Here is a 19,180-nt window from a genome sequence, read left to right on the forward strand (position 1 = left end):
TCTTCCTCACTTTCTTAAAAATTGGGATTCGTTGGTGTCGTTCCGGCGAAAACCTGCCGGCAGTGATGGCGTCTTAGTGTTTGCAGAATACTTCCTTGATCATGCGGACCAGCTGCAGCATCCTTTCGTCTTCCACGAAGTAATAGACCTTGTTGGCGTCCCGGTGGAAATTCAGGATGCCCTTGTCCCGCAGGATGGCGAGGTGCTGAGAGACGTTGCTCTGTGTCGTACCGACCTGTTCCACCAGGTCCTGGACGCTGATCCGGCCCGTGCTCAAGGTGCACAGAATCTTGAGCCGCAAGGGATGCGCCATGGCCTTCAGGCTGTGGGCGGCGAGGCGGATCTCCGATTCGTCGGTGATGAGGTCAGTTTGCATGTTATTCGCACCCGAGTGGCATGTATCGCGGCGGGTATCCCGGCCATCTGCTTATGGACAGGCACGACGCAACCCCAAAAATTGGTTAGACTAATGTCTCAAGTTTCGTACGCATCCCGCATTCTATCAGGCTATCGGGCCCGACTTCGTCCGTGTCGGTCGTTTAATCGGAAAATTATACGTTGAACCGGCGCCGCAGTGTGCCTGCCCGTGATCTTTCGACGTGAAAGCAGCGCAGCGAAGGTTTTGCTTGTTCTCTTCCGCCGGGGCCAATCCGCCGGGAGACGCTGAGGATAAATGGTGTTCGTCGGGAATGCTCCGGCATGCGAGGGTGTTCGTTTTCTCTGGATTCTTGATGTTGTCGGTGCCGTGGCAGGCGATGCCCGGCGATGACGGGGACGCCGCCGGGCGGCTGAAGGAGATACGCGACCGGATCGAGTCCGCGGAGAAGGAGCTGGAAACGATTGATGCCCGTCAGGGCAGCGTTTCCGCCGAGTTGAGACGGGTCGAGGAGCGGTATGGCGATCTGGTGCACACGCTCCGGCTGCTGGAGGACAAGACTGCCGTTCAGTCCAGGCGCACAGCGGAGTCGAACCGCCGCCTCGCCGAGTTGCAGCAGGCAGTGCTCAAGCAGCACAAGGCGCTGGCCTCGCTGGCCCGGTCCGCTTACGCGCTCGGCGACCAGCAGTGGCTCAAACTCGTCCTGAACATCGATGAGCCCGGGCGGCTCGCCCGCATGATGGCGTACCACGGTTACCTGAACCGTGACCGTTACGCCCGTCTCGAGGCGCTGCAAAAGGACATCGCCCAGGTCCGGGCGCTGCAGGACGAGGCGGCGGCCGATGCCGGCCGTCTCGAGGCGCTGCGGGAACGCATCGAGCATGAAAAGGTCGAACTGGATGAGACCCGCCGGGAGCGGCTCGATGTGTTGGCCCGGCTTCGCCAGGAGCGCCAGGGGAAGGATGTCGAGCTGGTCCGTCTCAAGGAAAGCGAGCATCGGCTGGAAGCTCTGGTATCCTCACTGCGCGAAATCGTCATGGGATTCACCGCTTCGCTTGCTGCGCCGAAATCCTTCGCGCTGCGCAAGGGGCAGTTGAACTGGCCGGCGGCGGGGGAGCGGGCGGAGCGATTCGGCGGGCAGAGGATGTCGGGGCGTTGGGACGGCGTGGTGATCCGGGCATCGGAAGGCACGCCGGTCAAGGCGGTTTCGGAGGGGCGGGTGGTTTTTTCCGATTGGCTTCGCGGCTACGGTTTGCTTACCATCGTCGATCACGGTGATGGTTACATGAGCTTGTACGCGTTCAATCAGAGCGTTTACAAGAACGTCGGCGACTGGGTGGAGTCCGGAGAGGTCATCGCCAGTGTCGGTTCCAGCGGCGGACAACCGGAGCCGGGCCTGTATTTTGGCATCCGGGAGAAGGGCCAGCCCATGGATCCGTCGCAGTGGTGCAAGGATTGAGCGGCGCCGGAGGTGGGGTTTGTGGCGGTATTTATTGCGGAATCTTTGAATATGGTGAAAGTGACGGGCATGCGTGCGCTCAAGATTGGTTTGTTACTCGGTGTGGTGTCGGCGGCGAGTTGGGCGGAGGATAAACAGCCTCCCGCCGGGGCAGTCAATATCCCGTTCGAGGGATTGAAGACCTTTTCCGAGGTCTACGGCCGCATCCAGCAGGATTATGTGGAACCGGTACCGGACGATAAACTGCTCGAAGACGCTATCCGGGGGATGCTGTCGGGCCTCGATCCGCATTCCACCTATCTGGACCAGGAGCAGTACAACGAATTGAAGGTCGGTACCACCGGCCAGTTCGGTGGGTTGGGCATCGAAGTCGGGATGGAGAACGGCTTCGTCAAAGTCATCGCGCCGATCGACGACACGCCGGCCTTCCATGCGGGCATCAAGGCGGGCGACCTGATCATCCGCCTGGACGACAAGCCGGTGAAGGGTATGTCCCTCAACGATGCCGTGAAGATGATGCGCGGCGAGCCGGGCAGTCCGATCGTGCTGACCGTGGTCCGCGAAGGCGTCGAGCAGCCGCTCAAGATCACCATCACCCGCGACATCATCAAGATCAAGAGCGTCAAGAGCAGGATGCTCGAAGACGGCTACGGTTATCTGCGCATCACCAGCTTCCAGTCCAAGACCGGGGACAACATGGTCGAAGCGGTCGACGAGATGAAGAAAAAGGGGGCTCTGAAAGGTCTCATTCTCGACTTGCGCAACAATCCGGGCGGCGTCCTCAATGCCGCCGTGGCGGTGAGCGACGCTTTCCTGGAAAGCGGCCTGATCGTCTATACCGACGGTCGGGTGGAGGATGCGAAGATGCGCTTCTCCGCGACGCCCCACGACATTACCGGCGGCGCGCCTATCGTGGTGCTGATCAACGGCGGGTCGGCCTCTGCTTCGGAGATCGTCGCGGGCGCGTTGCAGGACCACAAGCGGGCGGTAATCATGGGCGAGAAGACCTTCGGCAAGGGCTCGGTCCAGACTATCCTTCCGACCAGTAACGGCGGTGCGGTCAAGCTCACCACGGCGCGCTACTACACGCCCTCGGGACGTTCGATCCAGGCCGAAGGCATCACCCCGGACGTGCCGATCTCCCGGGTCAAGCTGGAAATGGCGGCAAAGTCGGAGTTCGCCCCTATCAAGGAGGCTGACCTGACCGGCCACCTGAGCAACGACAAGTCCAAGAAAGGCGGCGACGCCAAGGACAAGGATGGAGAAAGACTCGATGAGGCGCTCGCCTTGCAGGATTATCCGCTGAATGAAGCGCTTAACCTGCTCAAGGGCATCAACATCGTGCACAAGAACGGCGTGAAAAACTAAGTTTGTGATGTCGCTTACCGGCAGAGGCGAAGCCCCGTTGAATTCTTCAGCGCCGCACGCCATAACTCGGGTAGGCCAAACCAGACAGGAGATGCGTCATGACAGTCAGCCGCAACGAGCCGTGGAGTTTGTTGAATCAACTGCAGCGTGAGCTGGAGCGTTCGTTCGAGGGGCGCCCGGGTCCGGACTCCGCTGCGACAGCCGAATGGACGCCGGCCGTGGATATCAAGGAGGAAGCCGATCGTTACGTCCTCATCGCCGATCTGCCGGGCGTCAGCACGGAGAACATCGACGTGTCGATGGAGCAGGGCGTTCTGACGCTGCGCGGCGAGCGGAATACTGAGGCCCGCACGGAGCGTTCCGGCTACAAGCGTATCGAGCGGGTCTACGGCAGCTTCTACCGCCGGTTTTCGCTGCCGGATACCGCCGACGCCGACGGCATATCCGCGCGCTACAACAACGGTGTGCTCGAGATCGTGATTCCCAAGAAAGCGGCAATTCAGCCGCGGCGAATCGTCGTCAGCGCCAAATGATGCGAGTCGGCTTGTATAGCGCAGGCTGAAAAAGGGGAGCGAAGCTCCCCTTTTTCTTTAGGTCGCAAACTATACGGTAATGAGCAGTCGGACGGCATCGAGTCGCAGATGCGCGGCTTGAAGATACTCGTGCATCTCGACAGTATCGTCCTTGAGCCTGTCCAGCTCTTCCGGCCGGACGCTGGGGTTGACGTTCCGGAGTGCGGCCAGCCGTTTGATTTCGTCCCCCATCTCATCGAGCATGCGCTGGCTGCTCTCGGCCACGACTTCGGGCAGGCGCGCCTCTGCCCGAGTTTCGGCCAAGGCCAGCAACTTTTCCAGATTCTGCTTTTGGCTCCTGACGAACGCGCGGATCTTCTCGGCCTCGAAGGCGTGGGGCCGTTCGTCGAATTCCGCTGCAACGACCCGGCCGAAGTCCTGCCCTCGATGGTCCAGCAGCGTGCGGATCGAGGTCGTCGGAAGGAAGCGGAAAAGCTGCAGGCGGCGGGGGGCGGGGCATTCGATCCGATGGAAGGTTTCCAGCAGCATCTGGCCGGCTGGGAGGGTTGGATGCGAAACGAAACCGAGGGAGGCGCTGCCGTGCTCGCCGTTCAGGACCAGGTCCATGGCCCCTTGCACCATGGGATGTTCCCAGCTCAGGAACAGCATGTCTTCGCGCGCCAGTGCCACGTCCCGGCTGAGGGTGACGGTGATGCCGTCGTCCGGCAGTTCCGGGAACTTGGGAACCCGCAGGTGCTCTCCGGGGCGGAGGATGTAACAGTCTGTGGAGTGCTCCTCGACGACGACGCCGTAGGCATCGCACACCGCTTCCAGCCAAGGCCACAAGGCGGCGTCCCGGTCCCAGGCGCCGACGGCTTCGACCAGGCGGTTGGCCGGTGCCGGCCGGCAGGAGTTGAGTTCCAGCAGACGGTCCCGGCCGGCGTGGAGTTCGGCTTCTATGGTTTCGGCCAGTTTCCGGGTGTCCCGGATCAGGGCTTCGCCTGCGGCGGCGTCCGATACCAGCAAGGCTTGCTCGAGCTCGTCGCCGATCCTGGCGAACACCGCGGCTCCTGCCGTGGCGGGGCGATGGAAGGCGTCCAGGCCTTCGTGGTACCAGCGGAACAGGATTTCCTGGGCCGTGTCCTCGAAGTAGGGCACATGGATGTCGATGCTGTGGCGCTGGCCGATGCGGTCCAAGCGGCCGATCCGCTGCTCCAGCAGGTTCGGGTCCAGGGGCAGATCGAACAGCACGAGATGGTGGGCGAACTGGAAATTGCGCCCTTCGCTGCCGATTTCCGAGCAAACGAGTACCTGGGCGCCTTCCTCCTCCTCCGCGAACCATGCCGCGGCGCGGTCGCGGGCGATGATCGACATGTCCTCGTGGAACACCGCGGCGCGGACGCCGCCCAGCGTTCTCAGCGCGTTTTCCAGGTCGATCGCGGTCTGGCGCCGGTGGCAGATGACAAGTAGCTTCGAGCGCGACGGTTTGAGGCGCTGGACGGTATCGAGCAGCCAGTGCGCGCGCGGATCGTGGCGCCACCACTCGGGGTCTTCGCTGGACGATTCCGGCCACAGCCGGGCTTCAAGCGACTCCATCCGCGACCGGTAATGCTCCGGCAGGGGGAGGGGACGCCCGTGCAGCAGACGGGAAGGGAAGCCGTGGACGGTGTTCCGGGTATTGCGGAACAGCACGCGGCCGGTGCCGTGGCGGTCCAGCAGGAGCTGGATCAGGGCATTGCGGGCTGCCGCGGCGTGCTCCGGGTCGTCCAGATCTCCCACCAGCGTGTCGGCGCGGTCGTGGCGCAAGAAACGCTGCAGTTGCCCGAAGGTCTCGGCATCGAGCTGCGGACTGTCGAGCAGCTTGTTGATGACCTCGGCCAGCGCCGTGTATTCCTGCTCCTCCTGACGGAACTGCTCGAAGTCGAAGAAACGGTCCGGATCGAGCAGCCGCAGACGGGCGAAGTGGCCGAGCTTGCCGAGCTGTTCCGGCGTGGCGGTCAAGAGCAGCAGGCCGGGCGTGCGCCGGGCCAGCGTTTCGACAAAGGCGTAGGCGGGGCTCGGCCCTGCCGGCGTCCACTCCAGATGATGGGCCTCGTCGATGACGATCATGTCCCAGGCGACGTCCAAGACATAGCGGTGCCTGTCCGGGTCTTTCAGGATGAAATCCAGGCTGCTCAGCGCCAGGTTTGCGTCCGCGAACGGATTGCCTTCTTCGGCCGCTTCCTCATAGGCGTCGTCGCCGATCAGGCTGAAGCGCAGGTTGAAGCGTCGCAGCATTTCCACCAGCCACTGGTGAAGCAGCATGTTCGGCACCAGGACCAGCACTTTTTCGGTCCGTCCCGTGAGGACCCGGTGATGGACGATCAGGCCGGCTTCGATGGTCTTGCCGAGGCCGACTTCATCCGCCAGCAGCACCCGAGGCGCATGCCGGGATGCGACTTCGTGGGCGATGTAGAGCTGGTGGGGAATCGGGCTGGTGCGGGCGCCGACGAGGCCCAGCACCGCGGACTGTTCGAGACGTGCGAGCTTTTCGCCGGTTTCGATGCGCAGGCGGAACACGTCGCCGGGATCGATCTGGCCCGAGAACAGCCGGTCCTGCGGCCTGTTGAACTGAAGGAACGGATTGAGCTCGATTTCTTCCAGCGCTCGGGGATTTCCGTCCGCGTCCTTGCCGACATAGACCAGCAGACCGTTCTGCTCGTCGACTTCGTCGACCCGCATCGACCAGCCGTCTACGCTTTCCACCCGGTCGCCGGTGGCGAACCGGACGCGGGTCAGCGGCGCATTGCCGACCGCGTAGATTCGGCGTTCGCCGCTGGCGATGAACAATACGGTGATCCTGTTGTACTCGACGCCAAGCACGGTGCCGAGCCCCAATTCCGGCTCCGTGTCGCTGATCCAGCGTTGTCCGGAACGAAGTGTGTGGAGGGGGTCAGGCATGAAGGGATCGCCGTCCTGAGGGTTTCGGAATAAAAGGATCGGATTTTACCAGATCGCGACGGACCGGATCGTTCGCGTCACCCTGGCCCGTACCAGCTGATCCATGCCCAGGAAAAGGTGGCGGAAAGGAGCCGCGGGCGCATGTCGATTCGACGGAATTTGGGATTCATCGACGCCGTGGGTATGATAGGAACTTTTTTCAATGGCAACGAGTACCCTAATGGTTCAGGTCGGTATCGTGATGGGGAGTACCAGCGACTGGGAGGTCATGCAGCACTCTGTCCGCAAGCTCGAGGAATTCGATATCCCGTGCGAGGCCAAAGTCGTGTCAGCCCATCGAACGCCGGACCTGTTGTTCGACTATGCCGAGCGCGCGCGCGAGCGCGGCCTGAAGTGCATAATCGCCGGCGCGGGCGGGGCGGCGCATCTGCCCGGAATGATGGCGGCCAAGACCACGGTGCCGGTGCTGGGGGTGCCGGTGCCCAGCAAGCATCTCGGCGGGCAGGATTCGCTGTATTCGATCGTGCAGATGCCCAAGGGCGTCCCGGTCGCGACCTTCGCCATCGGTGAGGCGGGAGCGGTCAACGCCGCGCTGTTCGCGGTGGCCTTGCTGGCGAACGGCGACCCGGCACTGCAGCTTCGTCTCGACGAGTTCCGCCGGCGCCAGGCCGAATCCGTCTTGGCGGCGCAATTGCCGGAGGCGCGCTGATGGCGCACATCCTGCCCCCGGCGATGCTCGGCATTCTCGGCGGCGGCCAGTTGGGGCGCATGTTCACGATGGCGGCCCGTTCCATGGGCTACCGGGTGACCGTGCTGGATCCCGATATTCAAAGCCCAGCGGGGATGCTGGCGGATCGCCATATCCGTGCCGGCTACGACGACGAGGGGGCGCTCGAGGACCTCGCGTCGAACTGTGCGGCGGTAACGACGGAATTCGAGAACGTTCCCGCCGACAGCTTGCGTTTTCTGGAGTCCAGAACGCGGGTTTCACCTTCCTCGGCCTGCGTGGCCATCGCCCAGGACCGGATCGTCGAAAAACGCTACATTGCGGGCGCTGGCCTGGCCGTGGCGCCGTTTATGGCGGTAGAAGCGGTGCAAGACTTGTCCGGCGACCTCGCCCCGCTGCTGCCGGGCATCCTCAAGACGGCGCGCTTCGGCTACGACGGCAAGGGGCAGGCGCGGGTGGCGACGCCGGAAGAGGCCCGGAGCGCGTTCGAAGCGTTCGGCTGCCGTCCCTGCGTGCTCGAGAAGAAGCTGGACCTCCAGACCGAAGTTTCCGTCATCGTGGCGCGGACCTCGGCGGACCTCGTCGGAACCTTTCCCGTCGCAGAAAATCAGCATGAGGCCGGCATCCTGGACATCAGCATCGTGCCGGCCCGGGTGGCGCCCGATGTGGCTGCACGGGCTTGCGAGATGGCCTGCGTCCTGGCGGAGGCCATGGACTACGTCGGCGTGCTGGCGGTGGAGTTTTTCGTGCTGCGGGACGGCGGCCTGGTCATCAACGAGGTCGCACCGCGGCCCCACAATAGCGGCCATTACACGCTGGACGCCTGCGCCGTGAGCCAGTTCGGACAGCAGGTCCGCACCCTGTGCAAGCTGCCCCCAGCCGACACGCGCCTGCTCAGCCCCGTCGTCATGGTGAACCTGCTGGGCGACATCTGGCGCGACGACGAACCGGCCTGGGATCTGGTTCTGAGCGAACCCGCGGCCGTGCTTCATCTGTACGGCAAGGCCAGCGCAAGAGTGGGGCGGAAGATGGGCCATTTCAACGTGCTGGCCGAAACCGCCGAGGCGGCTCTGGAAAAGGCGGAGACGCTCAAGCGCGCCTTGCGGCGCTGAAGTCAGAGGTTGTGACAAAACCGTCACGAGCGGCCCGAGTGCAAGGCGCCCGGAGCGGAGGAGCCGGAGCGTACACGGAGTACATGAGGATTCCGAGCACCGCGCAACGCCGCAATCGGGACGCGCAGTAGGTTTTTTCACAACCTCTCAGGCCGGCGCCGAACTGTCCATCCAAGGGTACAGGTCGGCCGGTCCGGCCGAAAGCCGGTAGCGGCTGTCCACGCAGTAGTCCAGCCAGCGTGCCAGGAAATAGTTCAACGACCATTTGTAGTCCAGCACCCGCTGCGGCGTCGCTTCGTCCCGCAGGGCGTCGCGCACCTCGGGGCGGCAATGGTCGCTGAGCACTTCGACGGAACGGGCGTCGAGATAGACGCGAATCCTGACGGCCGGCTCGTGCAGTTCTTCCATGGCGCGGCTGAATGCATGGGTCAGCTCCAGCGTCAGCGTATAGGGCGAGCGCTCCAGCAGACGGATATGCAGGGCCGGCTTGCCGTGCACCGATGCCTTCAGCGCCGGCCGGATTTGATCGAGATCCGGGACCAGAGCCACCAGCCGTTCATAGTTTGCCTCGCACAGTTTCGCCAGCCAGTACGAGCGGTTGCGGGGCAGGAAGCGGCTCATGGTTCGCCCGTATCGCGAAAGGTCGCGCAGGCGCTCGAAGTTTCCCACAGGGTGACGCTTTCCACCGCGAACCCTTTCAGCTGCAAGTCCCGGTAAATCATTTCGGCGAGTGTTTCCGCCGTGGGATGTTGTTCGAGCACGAGGACCCGCTCGCCGGCCCGCTGCAGCAAGGGCAGCAAAGGATCGTCCCGGTGCAGCAGCAGGTTGTGATCGAGCTGGGTGTCGATGAACGCATGGGCGGCGGCCGAGATGTCAGCGAAATCGCAGACCATGCCCTGGGAGTTCAGGCCCGCGGCTGACACCGTGATGGCCGCCCGCACGCTGTGGCCGTGCAGATGCCGGCATTTGCCGGCATGGTGCATCAGGCGGTGGCCGTAACAGAAAAATATCTCTTTGGTGACGCTGTACATGCAGATTTATTCGCTCTTGATCCCCTTGATGGCGCCGGCCACATGGTGGAAGCCGGGTTCCGGCGCAGGGGTGCAGCGTACCACCTCAATGTTGGCCGTCAGGGGGGGGGCGAGCCGGTTGTCCGGCTCGATGCGGATTTCCAGGGCGCGGCCCGGCTCGATGATTTCATCGGTCCGGAACAGGATGCCGGAGCCGCTGATGTTGACGCATACGCCGGCGCGTTCTTCGTCCTCTCCCGCGATCTTGTACTTGATCGGATAGCTGACTGGTATGCGTCGAGAGCGGCGTCTCTCGATGAAATCCGGCATAGGCTCGCCCCTCATGGTTGTCTCGGGGGCGTATTCTAAACGAATGGGGCGCGGGATGGTGGTTTTGAGCCCCGTCCGCGTGTGGCAGTGCCCGGAGTTTTGTGTCATAGTGCCGCCCGCGCCGCCGGGCGCGCCGTTTCTTGCCGTTTTTTCCACCACTTCGTCCGCATGAGCACCAAATCAGTCGTCCTGACCGGCATCACTACCACCGGGACTCCCCATCTCGGCAATTACGTCGGCGCCATCCGGCCCGCCATCGAGGCGAGCCGGGATCAAAGCGTGCAGCCTTATTATTTCCTGGCCGATTATCACGCCTTGATCAAATGCCACGATCCCGAACGGGTAAGGCAATCGACCCTGGAAATCGCCGCGAGCTGGCTGGCCCTGGGGCTCGATACCCAGAACGCCGTGTTCTACCGCCAGTCGGATGTCCCGGAAATCGTCGAACTGACCTGGATGCTGACCTGCGTGACCGCCAAGGGCCTGATGAACCGTGCCCATGCCTACAAAGCCGCGGTGCAGGCCAACCAGGAAGCGGACGAGGCCGATCTCGACAAGGGCGTCACCATGGGGCTGTTCAACTATCCCGTGCTCATGGCGGCGGACATCCTCATGTTCAACGCCCACAAGGTGCCGGTCGGACGCGACCAGGTACAGCACATCGAGATGGCACGCGATATCGGCCAGCGCTTCAACCACATCTTCGGTGAGCATTTCGTGCTGCCGGAGGCCGTGGTCGGCGAGGAGACCGCGGTGCTCCAGGGGCTGGACGGCCGCAAGATGAGCAAGAGCTACGACAACACCATTCCGCTGTTCGCGCCGGAAAAGCAGTTGCGCAAGCTCATCATGAAAATCAAGACCAATTCCCAGCTTCCGGGCGAGCCCAAGGATCCCGCCGGTTGCACGTTGTTCTCGATCTACCAGGCCTTCGCCAACCGGCACGAGGTCGAGGAAGCCCGGCACTGGTACGCCGAGGGCATCGGCTGGGGCGACATGAAGAACAAGCTGTACGAATACTTGAACGACCACCTCGCTACGGCCCGCGAGCGCTACGAGGCGCTGATCCAGGAACCGGAACGGATCGAACAGGAGCTCCGGGCCGGCGCGGCCAAGGCGCGGGCCCATGCCGTCCCGTTCATGCAGCGGATCCGGGAGTCCGTGGGCATCCGGCCGCTGGGGAGCTGATTTTTTCGCCATGGCTGCCGGCGCCGAACGGGTGATCCGCGCCCGCGCCTGGTTCCTCGGCAGCCGCATCGACTACCGGGAGATCGAACGGGGCGGGGCGGTCGCACTGGGACCTCTGACCCTGTTGGTCGGGCGCGAAGGCTACCGGATCACGTTCCGTTTCGGCGTCGTGGTGCTGGTCGGGCTCAGTGCCGAGCAGGAAGCGGAAATCCTCCAAGGCCTGCGTGCGACCGTCCACCATCCCTTGCCGGAACCCGAGCTGGAGGAGGTTGACCTCCTGATCCACCCGGAACTGCCGGAGCGGCTGGACAGCGAAGGCCGTCTGGTTTTGCGCGAGGCGTCGGTCGCCCGCTTGCAGGTTGTCGCCCACGTCCTGGCCAAGAGCTGCGTCCTGTCCTACTACGAGCGCAACGTGGCGGAGGAATTCGACCGGATCGAGCAGATTGCCCAGCGCCTGACCCGCGCTGCCGGACCCGCCCGCGGCAAGCGCGAAATCCTCAATGAAATCGGCAAGGCTCTGTCTATCATGGGGCGCATGGTGGGGCGGGTCGAGGTCGCGGAAAAGCCGGAGATCGTCTGGGACGATCCCCAGCTCGACCAGCTCTACGAGCGCCTGGCGACCGAATACGAACTGCGCGACCGGGACAGGGCGCTGTCGCGCAAGCTCGAACTCATTTCGCGCACCGCCGAGACCTATCTCGATCTGTTGAACCACCGCCAGGTGCTCAGGGTCGAGTGGTACATCGTCATCCTGATCGTCGTCGAGATCGCGCTGAGCCTGTACGAAAAGCTGAGCTGAGCTTATCAGCCGGGCGGTTTCCCGAAGGCCAGGATGTGGAGCCAGCGGTACCGGTTGACCGGTTCGGGTGCGGACAGCCCGGCGGCCGTAGCCAGCCGCGCCAGGGTGGATACGGTTTCGGGCAGATCGTTGCCGGTGACGTGATCGCAGATCGTGGCCATCTCTTCCGGCGAGAAGTCATGCCATTCCTTCCGCATCCAGTCGCAGGCCGCCTGCATGTAGGCGTCGTGCGACTCGTCCTCATTGCGGGCGACGTCCACCAGGAGGAACACACCGCCGGGCTGGAGGTTCCTGGAAACCTCTCGGAACGCTTCGCCCTTTTCTTCCGTGGTCAGGTGATGCAGGGCGAAGCTGGAAAACACCAGGTCGAATCGCTCGGTGCAGTCCCGCAGATAATCGCTCAAGTCGGCGCAGGCCAGCTCCGCGTCCAGGCCCAGGGAGGCGACATTGGCCCGGGCCTGGGCCAGCGCGGTTTCCGAGAGGTCGCAGCCCTGATAGGAGCGGACGTTCAGTTCCCTCAGGGCGCCGGAGAAGTGGCGCGCATCGCCGCAGCCGAGGTCGCAGACCGAAATGCCAGCGCCGCCGAAGCGTGTCCTGAGATAGTTGCCCACATCGGCGAAGATCTCCCGGTGATACATGTAGTTATGGGAGACGACGCGGCCATAGAGCGACCAGGTGTCGATGAAGATTTCGGCGGCGTCGCGGTGTGCGGTCGAGGTCATGGCGGATTCCCTAACGGCTTTTGACGGTTTGTAGTTCCCTGAGCTTCATCAGGGCATAGACGGATTCCAGATGCGGAATCGCCACGCCGGCCCGCTGACCGGCGCGCACCGCGTTGCCGAGGATGGCTTCCGTCTCCATCGGCTGGCCGGCTTCGAAGTCGACCAGCATGCTGGTCTTGTACGGCGGCATCTTGTAGGTGCTGGCGACGTTCTTCTCGACGATGTCCCCCGGCAGCGGATGGCCGTTGGCCGCGGCTACGGCGCGGATTTCCTGCATGATCGCCCGGACGAAACCCTCCTGGGTCGACAGGATGTCCAGGGTATCGAGGCCGCCGGAGAGCACCGACAGCGGGTTGAAGGCGGCGTTCCAGACGCATTTCTGCCAGCGCGCGGTGGTGATGTTTTCGGTGGCGACGCCATTGATGCCGGCCAGTTCGAACGACGCGGCCAGCGCCTTGACTCGTTCCGAGGCGCCGCCGGGGTAGTTGCCCAGCATCAGCCGGCCGTAGGCCTGGTGCCAGATTTCGCCGGGCGCGGTGCGGGTGACGCCGATGAAGGCCAGGCCGCTGACGAGTTCGTTGTCGGGATACGCAGCGGCGATTTCCGGTTCGATGTCGATGCCATTAGAAATCAAGACGATGCTGGTGCCGGGGCCGACGGCGTCGCGCAGCAGTCCGACCCGATCGGCGCCTTCGACTACCTTGATGCACAGCAGCGCGCAATCGGGCTTGGCTTCGAGCTCGGCGGCGGAGCGGACGACCGCCGCCGGCCGGAAGGTGTAATCTCCCAGCGTTTCGCTGCGAATATGGATGCCTCTGGCCTTCACGGCCTCGTAGTCGGAGCGGGCGACCACCGCCACGCTGTGGCCGGTCTTGGCGAGCAGGGAACCGTAGAAGCTGCCGATGGCGCCGGTGCCGATCACGAGTAGGTTCATGCGATGTGTTCCAGGTAGCTCTTGATGAAAGGGATGGTGAGCCTGCGTTTGGCAGCCAGGGTGGCGTGGTCCAGCTCTTCCAGCAGCGCTTGCAGCGAGGCCATGTCCCGGCGGCAGTGCGAGAGCAGGAACCGGCCGACCTGGGGACTCAGTTCGAGCCCCAGCATGCCGGCCCGCCGTTCCAGCGCCGCCAGCTTTTGCTCGTCCGCCAGCGGATGGAGCCGTATAACGAGCCCCCAGGCCAGGCGGGTCTTGAGGTCCGGCAGGGCGACGGGCAGTTCCGCGGGGGGCATCGAAGCGGTCACCAGCAGGGTGTTTCCGGCGTCGCGCAGTGCGTTGAACAGCCCGAAAAGCTGCCGCTCCCAGTCGTCGCGGCCGGCGATCCTTTCGATGTCGTCCAGGCAGACCAGGTTCTGGTTTTCCATCCCGTCCAGCACGGCCGGGCCGTACTCGCCGACCAGCGCCAGCGGCAGGCAGGCGGCGCTGCGTCCGCTGTGGAACGCCTCGCGGCAGGCGGCGTTGATGAGGTGGGTCTTGCCCAGGCCGGTCTCGCCCCAGAGATAGAGCAGCGCGTCGCCCTCGCCTCGGGCGCAGCGCCGCGCGGCTGCCGCCGCTTCGGCGTTCGGGCCCGCGCAATACGCTTCGAAGGTCTGCAGCGGATCGACGGCGAAATGCAGCGGAATCTGCTGGGCCATAGGGCGGCCGCGTATGTCCTTGGCGCTTATTCGGCCGCGTTTTTCAGCGCCTTGGCGACCCGCGCCAGGCGCGCGCCGAAAGCGCGGCAGAGGGCCCGTTCCTCGTCGCTCAGCGGCGAGGCATCGCCGGTGTGGCGGCTGGGGCCGTAGGGCGTGCCGCCGCTGCGGGTCTTGTGCAGGGCGGCTTCACTGCTGGGGATGCCGACCAGGATCATGCCGTGATGCAGGAGCGGCGGCAGCATGGTAAGCAGGGTCGCCTCCTGGCCACCGTGCATGGAAGCGGTGGAGGTGAACACCCCGGCCGGCTTGCCGGAGAGCGTGCCGGAAAACCACAGGGCGCTGGTATTGTCCAGGAAATGCTTGAGCGGCGCGGCCATGTTGCCGAAATGGGTTGGGCTGCCCAGGGCCAAGCCGTCGCAATGCTTGAGGTCGTCCAGCGTGGCATACGGAGGTCCGTCGGAAGGAACGGCGGGCGCCGTCGCCTCGCTTACGGCGGAGACCTCCGGCACGGTGCGCAGTTTGGCCACCGTGTCCGGGACTTCTTCGACGCCGCGGGCGATCATGCGCGCCATGTCGGCGGTGGAGCCGTGGCGGCTGTAATAGAGGATCAGGATTTCGGCGCTGCGGCGCTTCGAGTCGGTCATGTATGTCGGGGGGAATGGGAAAAAGTGGTCAGTCGAGGATGGCCAGCACGTTCTCCGGCGGTCGGCCCAGCGCCGCCTTGCCGTTGGCCACGACGATCGGGCGTTCGATCAGCACCGGATGGCCGGCCATGGCTTCGATCAGCGCTTCATCGCCAAGTTCCGGATTCGCCAGCTCCAGTTCCTTGTACGGGGCCTCGCCCTTGCGCAGCAACTGACGCGGCGGGATGCCCAAGAGACCCACCAGCTCGCGGAGCTTCGCCGCGTCGGGCGGCGTTTTCAGATATTCGACGACGGTGGGTTCGATGCCGCGGTTCTGCAGCAGTTTCAGGGTTTCCCGCGACTTGCTGCAGCGCGGGTTGTGGTAGATGGTCACGGACATGGTGTGGTTTCCTCCGGGGTTGTGCAAGGCGATCAGGCGTCGGGCAGACTCTGGGCGTCGAACTCGACGAGTTCCCGCAGCACCGTGGTGGCATAGGCGCCGGCGGGCAGGGAGAACGCCAGCTCGCAGGCATCGGTGTCCATCGGCGCGAATTCGAGGTCCGGCACCGGCAGCCGCAGGGCCCTGTGGGCCAGCTCGAGGCCGCAGCGCTCCAGGCCTTCGCAGAACTCGCCGCATTGTGCCAGGGCTTCCCGCTCCATTTCGAGCGCAGCGCCGGAAATCGCCGGATCGCCGGTGCCCCACAGCGTGCCGCTGGGATGGATCGCCAGCGCTTCGATGCGTCGCTCGATGTCTTCGTCCAAGCTGTCCGCCTTGAAGAAGCTGTTGGAGCCGGTGAACATGAAGGCGTCGCCCTCGACCGCCCGGTTCCAGCTGCCGTTCTCGACCCGGCGGGCGAGGATGCGGTTGAACAAATAGGAGCGCGCCGCCGACAGGTACAGCGAGCGCTTGTTGCGGTCGATGCGGCGGCGCGGATCGGCGAACAGCCGCAGCGCCTCCTGCAGATTGCGGCCGCCGTGGCCGAATCGCTGCGGGCCGAAATAGTTCGGCACGCCGGCCGCGCCGATCGCGGCGCAGCGCGCTTCCAGGCCGCCGCACGCGCCTTCGAGTTCCCGCACGACGATGCGGAAGCGGTTGCCTTCCAGGGCGCCGCGTTTGAGCTTGCGGTCGTGCCGGGTGTGGCGCAGTACGGCGATGCTTTCGCTTTCCAGCGCGCTCCAGTCGGGATCGGGTTTGCCGGGCAGTCCCACGCTGAACCACTGGGTGGTGACGGCATGGCGGTCCTTGAGGCCGGCATAGCCCACGTCCATCGGCTTGACGCCGGCCAGTTTGGCGATCCGTTGCGCCACGTGGTCGGTGTTCTCCCCGGTCTTACGGATGAGCAGGAAGGCGTGCTCGCCCTGGCCGGTCGGTTCGAAGCCGAGGATTTCGTCGACCCGGAAGTCTTCCGGAGAGACCCGGATGCGGCCGCGGCATGTCACTTCGCCGTGTGCCAGCGGCAGCTCGTCGAGTCCGAAGCGGGAAATGGTTTCGCTCATCGGCCGACGAGCAAGGCGACCGCGTGCGCCGAAATGCCTTCGCCGCGTCCTTCGAAACCCATGCCTTCGGTGGTCGTCGCCTTGACGTTGATGCAGCCGATGGGGATTTCCAGGTCCTGGGCGACGTTCTCGCGCATCGCCTGGATGTGCGCGGCCAGCCGCGGCGCCTGGGCCACGACGGTCACGTCCAAGTTGCCGATGCTATAACCCTGCTCGGCCACCTTCTGTCGGACCTCGCGCAGCAGCAGGCGGCTGTCGATGCCTTTGTAGCGGGTGTCGGTGTCGGGAAAGTGGCGGCCAATATCGCCGAGAGCGGCCGCCCCCAGGAGCGCATCGCACAGCGCGTGCAGCGCCACGTCGCCGTCGGAATGGGCGGCGAATCCCCGGTCGAACGGGATCTTCACGCCGCACAGCACGACGTGGTCGCCCTCCTTGAAACGGTGGGCATCGTAACCTTGGCCTATTCGAAACATTGTCGCTCCAGATAGAAGGCGGCCAGGGGGAGGTCCTCCGGCCGAGTGATCTTGATGTTGTCGGGCCGTCCTTCGACCACCCTGGGGGATTGTCCGAGCAGTTCCAGCGCGCTGGCCTCGTCCGTCACCGTCAGCTCGTGTTTGGCCGCGGATTCCAGCGCCTCCCTGAGAGCCCGGTAGCGGAACATCTGCGGCGTAAGGGCCCGCCAGATGCGGCTGCGGTCCGGGGAGCCCTGGATCGTGCCGTTTTCGACTTCCTTGAGGGTGTCGGTGACCGGCAGCGCCAGGATACCGCCCACCGGATGATCTTCCAGGATTTCCATCAGGCGTTCCACGTCCGCAGGGGTAATGCAGAGCCGGGCAGCATCGTGCACCAGCACCCAGTCGTCGTCCGCGGCGTGGGCGGCCAGGGCGGCCAGGGCGTTCAGCACCGAGTCGGCGCGCTCCTTGCCGCCGGTCGCCGTCAGCACCCGCGGCTCGCGCGAGCACGGCAGCTCCGGCCAGAACTCGTCGTCCGCGTCCAGCGCAACCATGACGGCCGACACCCGGTGTACCGCGAGCAGGCGTTCGACGGTGTGCTGCAGCACCGGCTTGCCGGCCACCTCCAGGTATTGCTTGGGAACGTCGGCTCCCATCCGTTTGCCCACGCCGGCGGCGGGGATCACGATCCAGAAGCGCGTGTCAGTGCTCATGTGCCGGAGGTTCGGCTTCGCCGCTCTTCGGGTCGGTGGCGGCGGGGGCCGGTGTCGCCGGCTTGCGCGGTTTGCGGGGCGGCGGCGTCGGCTCCGGGCTGGGGGTAGGATGCGCGGCGTCGATGATCTGCACCAGGGTTTCGCCTTCCTTGATCATACCCAGATCCCGCCGCGCATATTCCTCGATGGCGTCCGTGCCCTCCTTGAGGTCCACAATCTCGGCCTCCAGTGCCGCGTTGCGCTGCCGCCGTTTCTCGCCTTCCTCGGTGAGCTCCACGATGCGTTCCTGCAGCCGGCGCATTTCCCGCAGGTTGCCGTCGCCGAACCACAGCCGGTACTGAAGCAGGGCGATCAGCACCAGCAGGAACGCAATCAGTTTCCTCACCCCGGCTCCGGGCTGCGGTTCAGGCCAGATTCTTGATGACGCTGCGGCCGCCGTAGCGCGCCGTCTCGCCGAGCTGTTCCTCAATCTTGAGCAGCCGGTTGTACTTGGCGATGCGGTCGGAGCGGCTGAGCGAGCCGGTCTTGATTTGGCCGGCGCAGGTGGCGACGGCGATGTCGGCGATGGTGGAGTCCTCGGTTTCCCCGGAGCGGTGGGACACGACCGCGGTGTAGCCGGCTTCCCCGGCGATGCGGATGGCTTCCAGGGTTTCGGTCAAAGTGCCGATCTGGTTGACCTTGATCAGGATCGAATTGGCGATCCTGGCCTCGATGCCTTGGCTAAGGATGGCCGGGTTGGTCACGAACAAATCGTCGCCGACCAGTTGGATACGGCGGCCCAGCTTATCGGTGTGGATGCCCCAGCCGTGCCAGTCGTTTTCCGCCATGCCGTCCTCGATGCTGACGATGGGATACTTGTCGACCCAGGCGGCCAGATAGTCCGAGAATTCTTCCGAGGTGAACTGCTTGCCTTCCGAGCCCAAGGTGTAGAGGCCTTCCGAATAGAACTCCGAACTGGCGACGTCCAGCCCCAGGCAGATGTCCTCGCCGGGCCGGTAGCCGGCCTTTTCGATGGCTTCCATGATGATGCCGATGGCGGCCTCGTTGGACGGCAGGTTCGGCGCGAAGCCGCCTTCGTCACCCACGCCGGTGGCGAGCCCGCGGTCCGACAGCACTTTCTTCAGGGCGTGGAACACTTCTGCGCCGTAGCGCAGGGCCTCGCGGAAGCTCGGCGCGCCTACCGGCAGGATCATGAACTCCTGCATGTCGATGCTGTTGTCGGCATGGGCGCCGCCGTTGATGATGTTCATCATCGGCACCGGCAGCAGGAATTCGCCGCTGCGGTTGAGGTAGGCGTACAGCGGTTTTTTTGCATCGGCCGCGGCGGCACGGGCGGCCGCCAGCGACACCGCCAGGATGGCGTTGGCGCCGAGCACGCCCTTGTTTTCGCTGCCGTCGAGTTCGATCATGCGCCGGTCGATCGCCGCCTGGTCCTCCGCGTCCATGCCGGTCAGCGCGGCCTTGATCGGGCCGCGCACGTTTTCGACGGCTTTGAGTACGCCTTTGCCGAGGTAGCGCGAGGTGTCGCCGTCGCGCAGCTCGATGGCCTCGCGGGCGCCGGTCGAGGCGCCCGAGGGCACCATGGCGCTGCCTTCGGCACCGGAATCCAGGATCACTTCCGCCTGGATGGTCGGGTTGCCGCGGGAATCCAGAATCTCCCGGGCCAGGATGTCAACGATCTTGCTCATGGGATCACCAATGGGTATGCGTTGGGTTGTTCGGGCCG

General features: G+C 64.6%; 22 protein-coding genes. 7 read left to right on the forward strand and 15 right to left on the reverse strand.

The features are described 5' to 3' along the window. Positions 1–73 precede the first annotated feature (73 nt). Positions 74–376: an ArsR/SmtB family transcription factor gene (locus OOT43_RS16185; protein WP_218808895.1), complete on the reverse strand. Its 303-nt coding sequence runs from the start codon at positions 374–376 to the stop codon at positions 74–76. 355 nt (positions 377–731) lie between these two features. Between OOT43_RS16185 and OOT43_RS16190 the strand changes: the two genes are divergently transcribed. From OOT43_RS16190 to OOT43_RS16200, 3 genes are all read left to right on the forward strand, one after another. Next, positions 732–1,835, forward strand: coding sequence for a murein hydrolase activator EnvC family protein (locus tag OOT43_RS16190; protein ID WP_266021656.1), 1,104 nt, complete (start codon positions 732–734; stop codon positions 1,833–1,835). Positions 1,836–1,886: 51 nt separating this feature from the next. Next, positions 1,887–3,203, forward strand: a complete 1,317-nt coding sequence (locus OOT43_RS16195) for a S41 family peptidase (protein ID WP_266021658.1) — start codon at positions 1,887–1,889, stop codon at positions 3,201–3,203. Positions 3,204–3,301: 98 nt separating this feature from the next. Next, the gene (locus OOT43_RS16200) at positions 3,302–3,736 is read left to right on the forward strand and encodes an Hsp20/alpha crystallin family protein (protein ID WP_266021660.1); all 435 of its coding nucleotides are present in this window, start codon (positions 3,302–3,304) and stop codon (positions 3,734–3,736) included. A 69-nt stretch (positions 3,737–3,805) separates the two neighbouring features. Here OOT43_RS16200 and rapA read toward each other — a convergent pair whose 3' ends face one another. Continuing rightward, entirely contained in the window at positions 3,806–6,655 is a 2,850-nt protein-coding gene (gene rapA, locus OOT43_RS16205; RefSeq protein WP_266021662.1) for an RNA polymerase-associated protein RapA, read from the reverse strand. A 220-nt stretch (positions 6,656–6,875) separates the two neighbouring features. Here rapA and purE point away from each other — a divergent pair, with 220 nt between their 5' ends. Both purE and OOT43_RS16215 read left to right on the forward strand, forming a co-directional pair. Next, positions 6,876–7,364, forward strand: coding sequence for a 5-(carboxyamino)imidazole ribonucleotide mutase (gene purE / locus OOT43_RS16210; RefSeq protein WP_317134008.1), 489 nt, complete (start codon positions 6,876–6,878; stop codon positions 7,362–7,364). After that, a complete protein-coding gene (locus tag OOT43_RS16215) occupies positions 7,364–8,494 on the forward strand; it encodes a 5-(carboxyamino)imidazole ribonucleotide synthase (protein WP_266021666.1) in 1,131 nt (376 codons plus the stop codon). Before purE ends, OOT43_RS16215 begins: the two co-directional genes overlap by 1 nt. Positions 8,495–8,641: 147 nt before the next feature. Here the strand turns inward: OOT43_RS16215 and OOT43_RS16220 are convergent, their stop codons facing one another. Genes OOT43_RS16220 through OOT43_RS16230 form a run of 3 tightly spaced genes read right to left on the reverse strand, consistent with a single transcriptional unit; the run spans position 8,642 to position 9,849 of the window. Continuing rightward, complete coding sequence (locus OOT43_RS16220; RefSeq protein ID WP_266021668.1) at positions 8,642–9,115, reverse strand: DUF1249 domain-containing protein; 474 nt, start codon at positions 9,113–9,115, stop codon at positions 8,642–8,644. Beyond that, positions 9,112–9,525, reverse strand: a complete 414-nt coding sequence (locus OOT43_RS16225; protein WP_266021670.1) for a 6-pyruvoyl trahydropterin synthase family protein — start codon at positions 9,523–9,525, stop codon at positions 9,112–9,114. The genes OOT43_RS16220 and OOT43_RS16225 overlap by 4 nt, the downstream gene beginning before the upstream one ends. Before the next feature lie 6 nt (positions 9,526–9,531). Then, positions 9,532–9,849: a PilZ domain-containing protein gene (locus tag OOT43_RS16230; RefSeq protein WP_266021671.1), complete on the reverse strand. Its 318-nt coding sequence runs from the start codon at positions 9,847–9,849 to the stop codon at positions 9,532–9,534. Positions 9,850–10,002: 153 nt separating this feature from the next. Between OOT43_RS16230 and OOT43_RS16235 the strand changes: the two genes are divergently transcribed. Both OOT43_RS16235 and OOT43_RS16240 read left to right on the forward strand, forming a co-directional pair. Continuing rightward, a complete protein-coding gene (locus OOT43_RS16235) occupies positions 10,003–11,019 on the forward strand; it encodes a tryptophan--tRNA ligase (protein WP_266021673.1) in 1,017 nt (338 codons plus the stop codon). Positions 11,020–11,029: 10 nt separating this feature from the next. Further along, the gene (locus tag OOT43_RS16240) at positions 11,030–11,818 is read left to right on the forward strand and encodes an RMD1 family protein (protein ID WP_266021675.1); all 789 of its coding nucleotides are present in this window, start codon (positions 11,030–11,032) and stop codon (positions 11,816–11,818) included. Between the two features lie 5 nt (positions 11,819–11,823). Here OOT43_RS16240 and OOT43_RS16245 read toward each other — a convergent pair whose 3' ends face one another. The 10 genes from OOT43_RS16245 to eno are packed head-to-tail and all read right to left on the reverse strand — an operon-like array spanning position 11,824 to position 19,142. After that, a complete protein-coding gene (locus tag OOT43_RS16245) occupies positions 11,824–12,540 on the reverse strand; it encodes a class I SAM-dependent methyltransferase (RefSeq protein ID WP_266021677.1) in 717 nt (238 codons plus the stop codon). A 10-nt stretch (positions 12,541–12,550) separates the two neighbouring features. Next, complete coding sequence (locus OOT43_RS16250) at positions 12,551–13,474, reverse strand: ketopantoate reductase family protein (protein ID WP_266021679.1); 924 nt, start codon at positions 13,472–13,474, stop codon at positions 12,551–12,553. Further along, a complete protein-coding gene (gene hda, locus OOT43_RS16255; protein ID WP_266021682.1) occupies positions 13,471–14,169 on the reverse strand; it encodes a DnaA regulatory inactivator Hda in 699 nt (232 codons plus the stop codon). The genes OOT43_RS16250 and hda overlap by 4 nt, the downstream gene beginning before the upstream one ends. A gap of 26 nt (positions 14,170–14,195) precedes the next feature. Then, on the reverse strand, positions 14,196–14,813 hold the full coding sequence (gene wrbA, locus OOT43_RS16260; protein WP_266021683.1) for an NAD(P)H:quinone oxidoreductase: 618 nt from the start codon (positions 14,811–14,813) through the stop codon (positions 14,196–14,198). A 28-nt stretch (positions 14,814–14,841) separates the two neighbouring features. Next, a complete protein-coding gene (gene arsC, locus OOT43_RS16265) occupies positions 14,842–15,192 on the reverse strand; it encodes an arsenate reductase (glutaredoxin) (protein WP_266021684.1) in 351 nt (116 codons plus the stop codon). Between the two features lie 32 nt (positions 15,193–15,224). Next, complete coding sequence (gene truD / locus OOT43_RS16270; RefSeq protein ID WP_266021685.1) at positions 15,225–16,289, reverse strand: tRNA pseudouridine(13) synthase TruD; 1,065 nt, start codon at positions 16,287–16,289, stop codon at positions 15,225–15,227. Then, a complete protein-coding gene (gene ispF / locus OOT43_RS16275; RefSeq protein WP_266021686.1) occupies positions 16,286–16,762 on the reverse strand; it encodes a 2-C-methyl-D-erythritol 2,4-cyclodiphosphate synthase in 477 nt (158 codons plus the stop codon). Before ispF ends, truD begins: the two co-directional genes overlap by 4 nt. Next, entirely contained in the window at positions 16,750–17,454 is a 705-nt protein-coding gene (ispD, locus tag OOT43_RS16280) for a 2-C-methyl-D-erythritol 4-phosphate cytidylyltransferase (protein WP_266021687.1), read from the reverse strand. The genes ispF and ispD overlap by 13 nt, the downstream gene beginning before the upstream one ends. Beyond that, positions 17,444–17,839 (reverse strand): cell division protein FtsB, encoded by a 396-nt coding sequence (gene ftsB, locus OOT43_RS16285; protein ID WP_266021688.1) that lies wholly within the window; start codon positions 17,837–17,839, stop codon positions 17,444–17,446. Before ftsB ends, ispD begins: the two co-directional genes overlap by 11 nt. A 19-nt stretch (positions 17,840–17,858) precedes the next feature. Continuing rightward, positions 17,859–19,142: a phosphopyruvate hydratase gene (gene eno / locus OOT43_RS16290; RefSeq protein WP_266021690.1), complete on the reverse strand. Its 1,284-nt coding sequence runs from the start codon at positions 19,140–19,142 to the stop codon at positions 17,859–17,861. Positions 19,143–19,180: the final 38 nt, after the last annotated feature.

Origin of the sequence: Methylococcus mesophilus (genome assembly GCF_026247885.1) — a bacterium.
GTDB lineage: Bacteria > Pseudomonadota > Gammaproteobacteria > Methylococcales > Methylococcaceae > Methylococcus > Methylococcus mesophilus.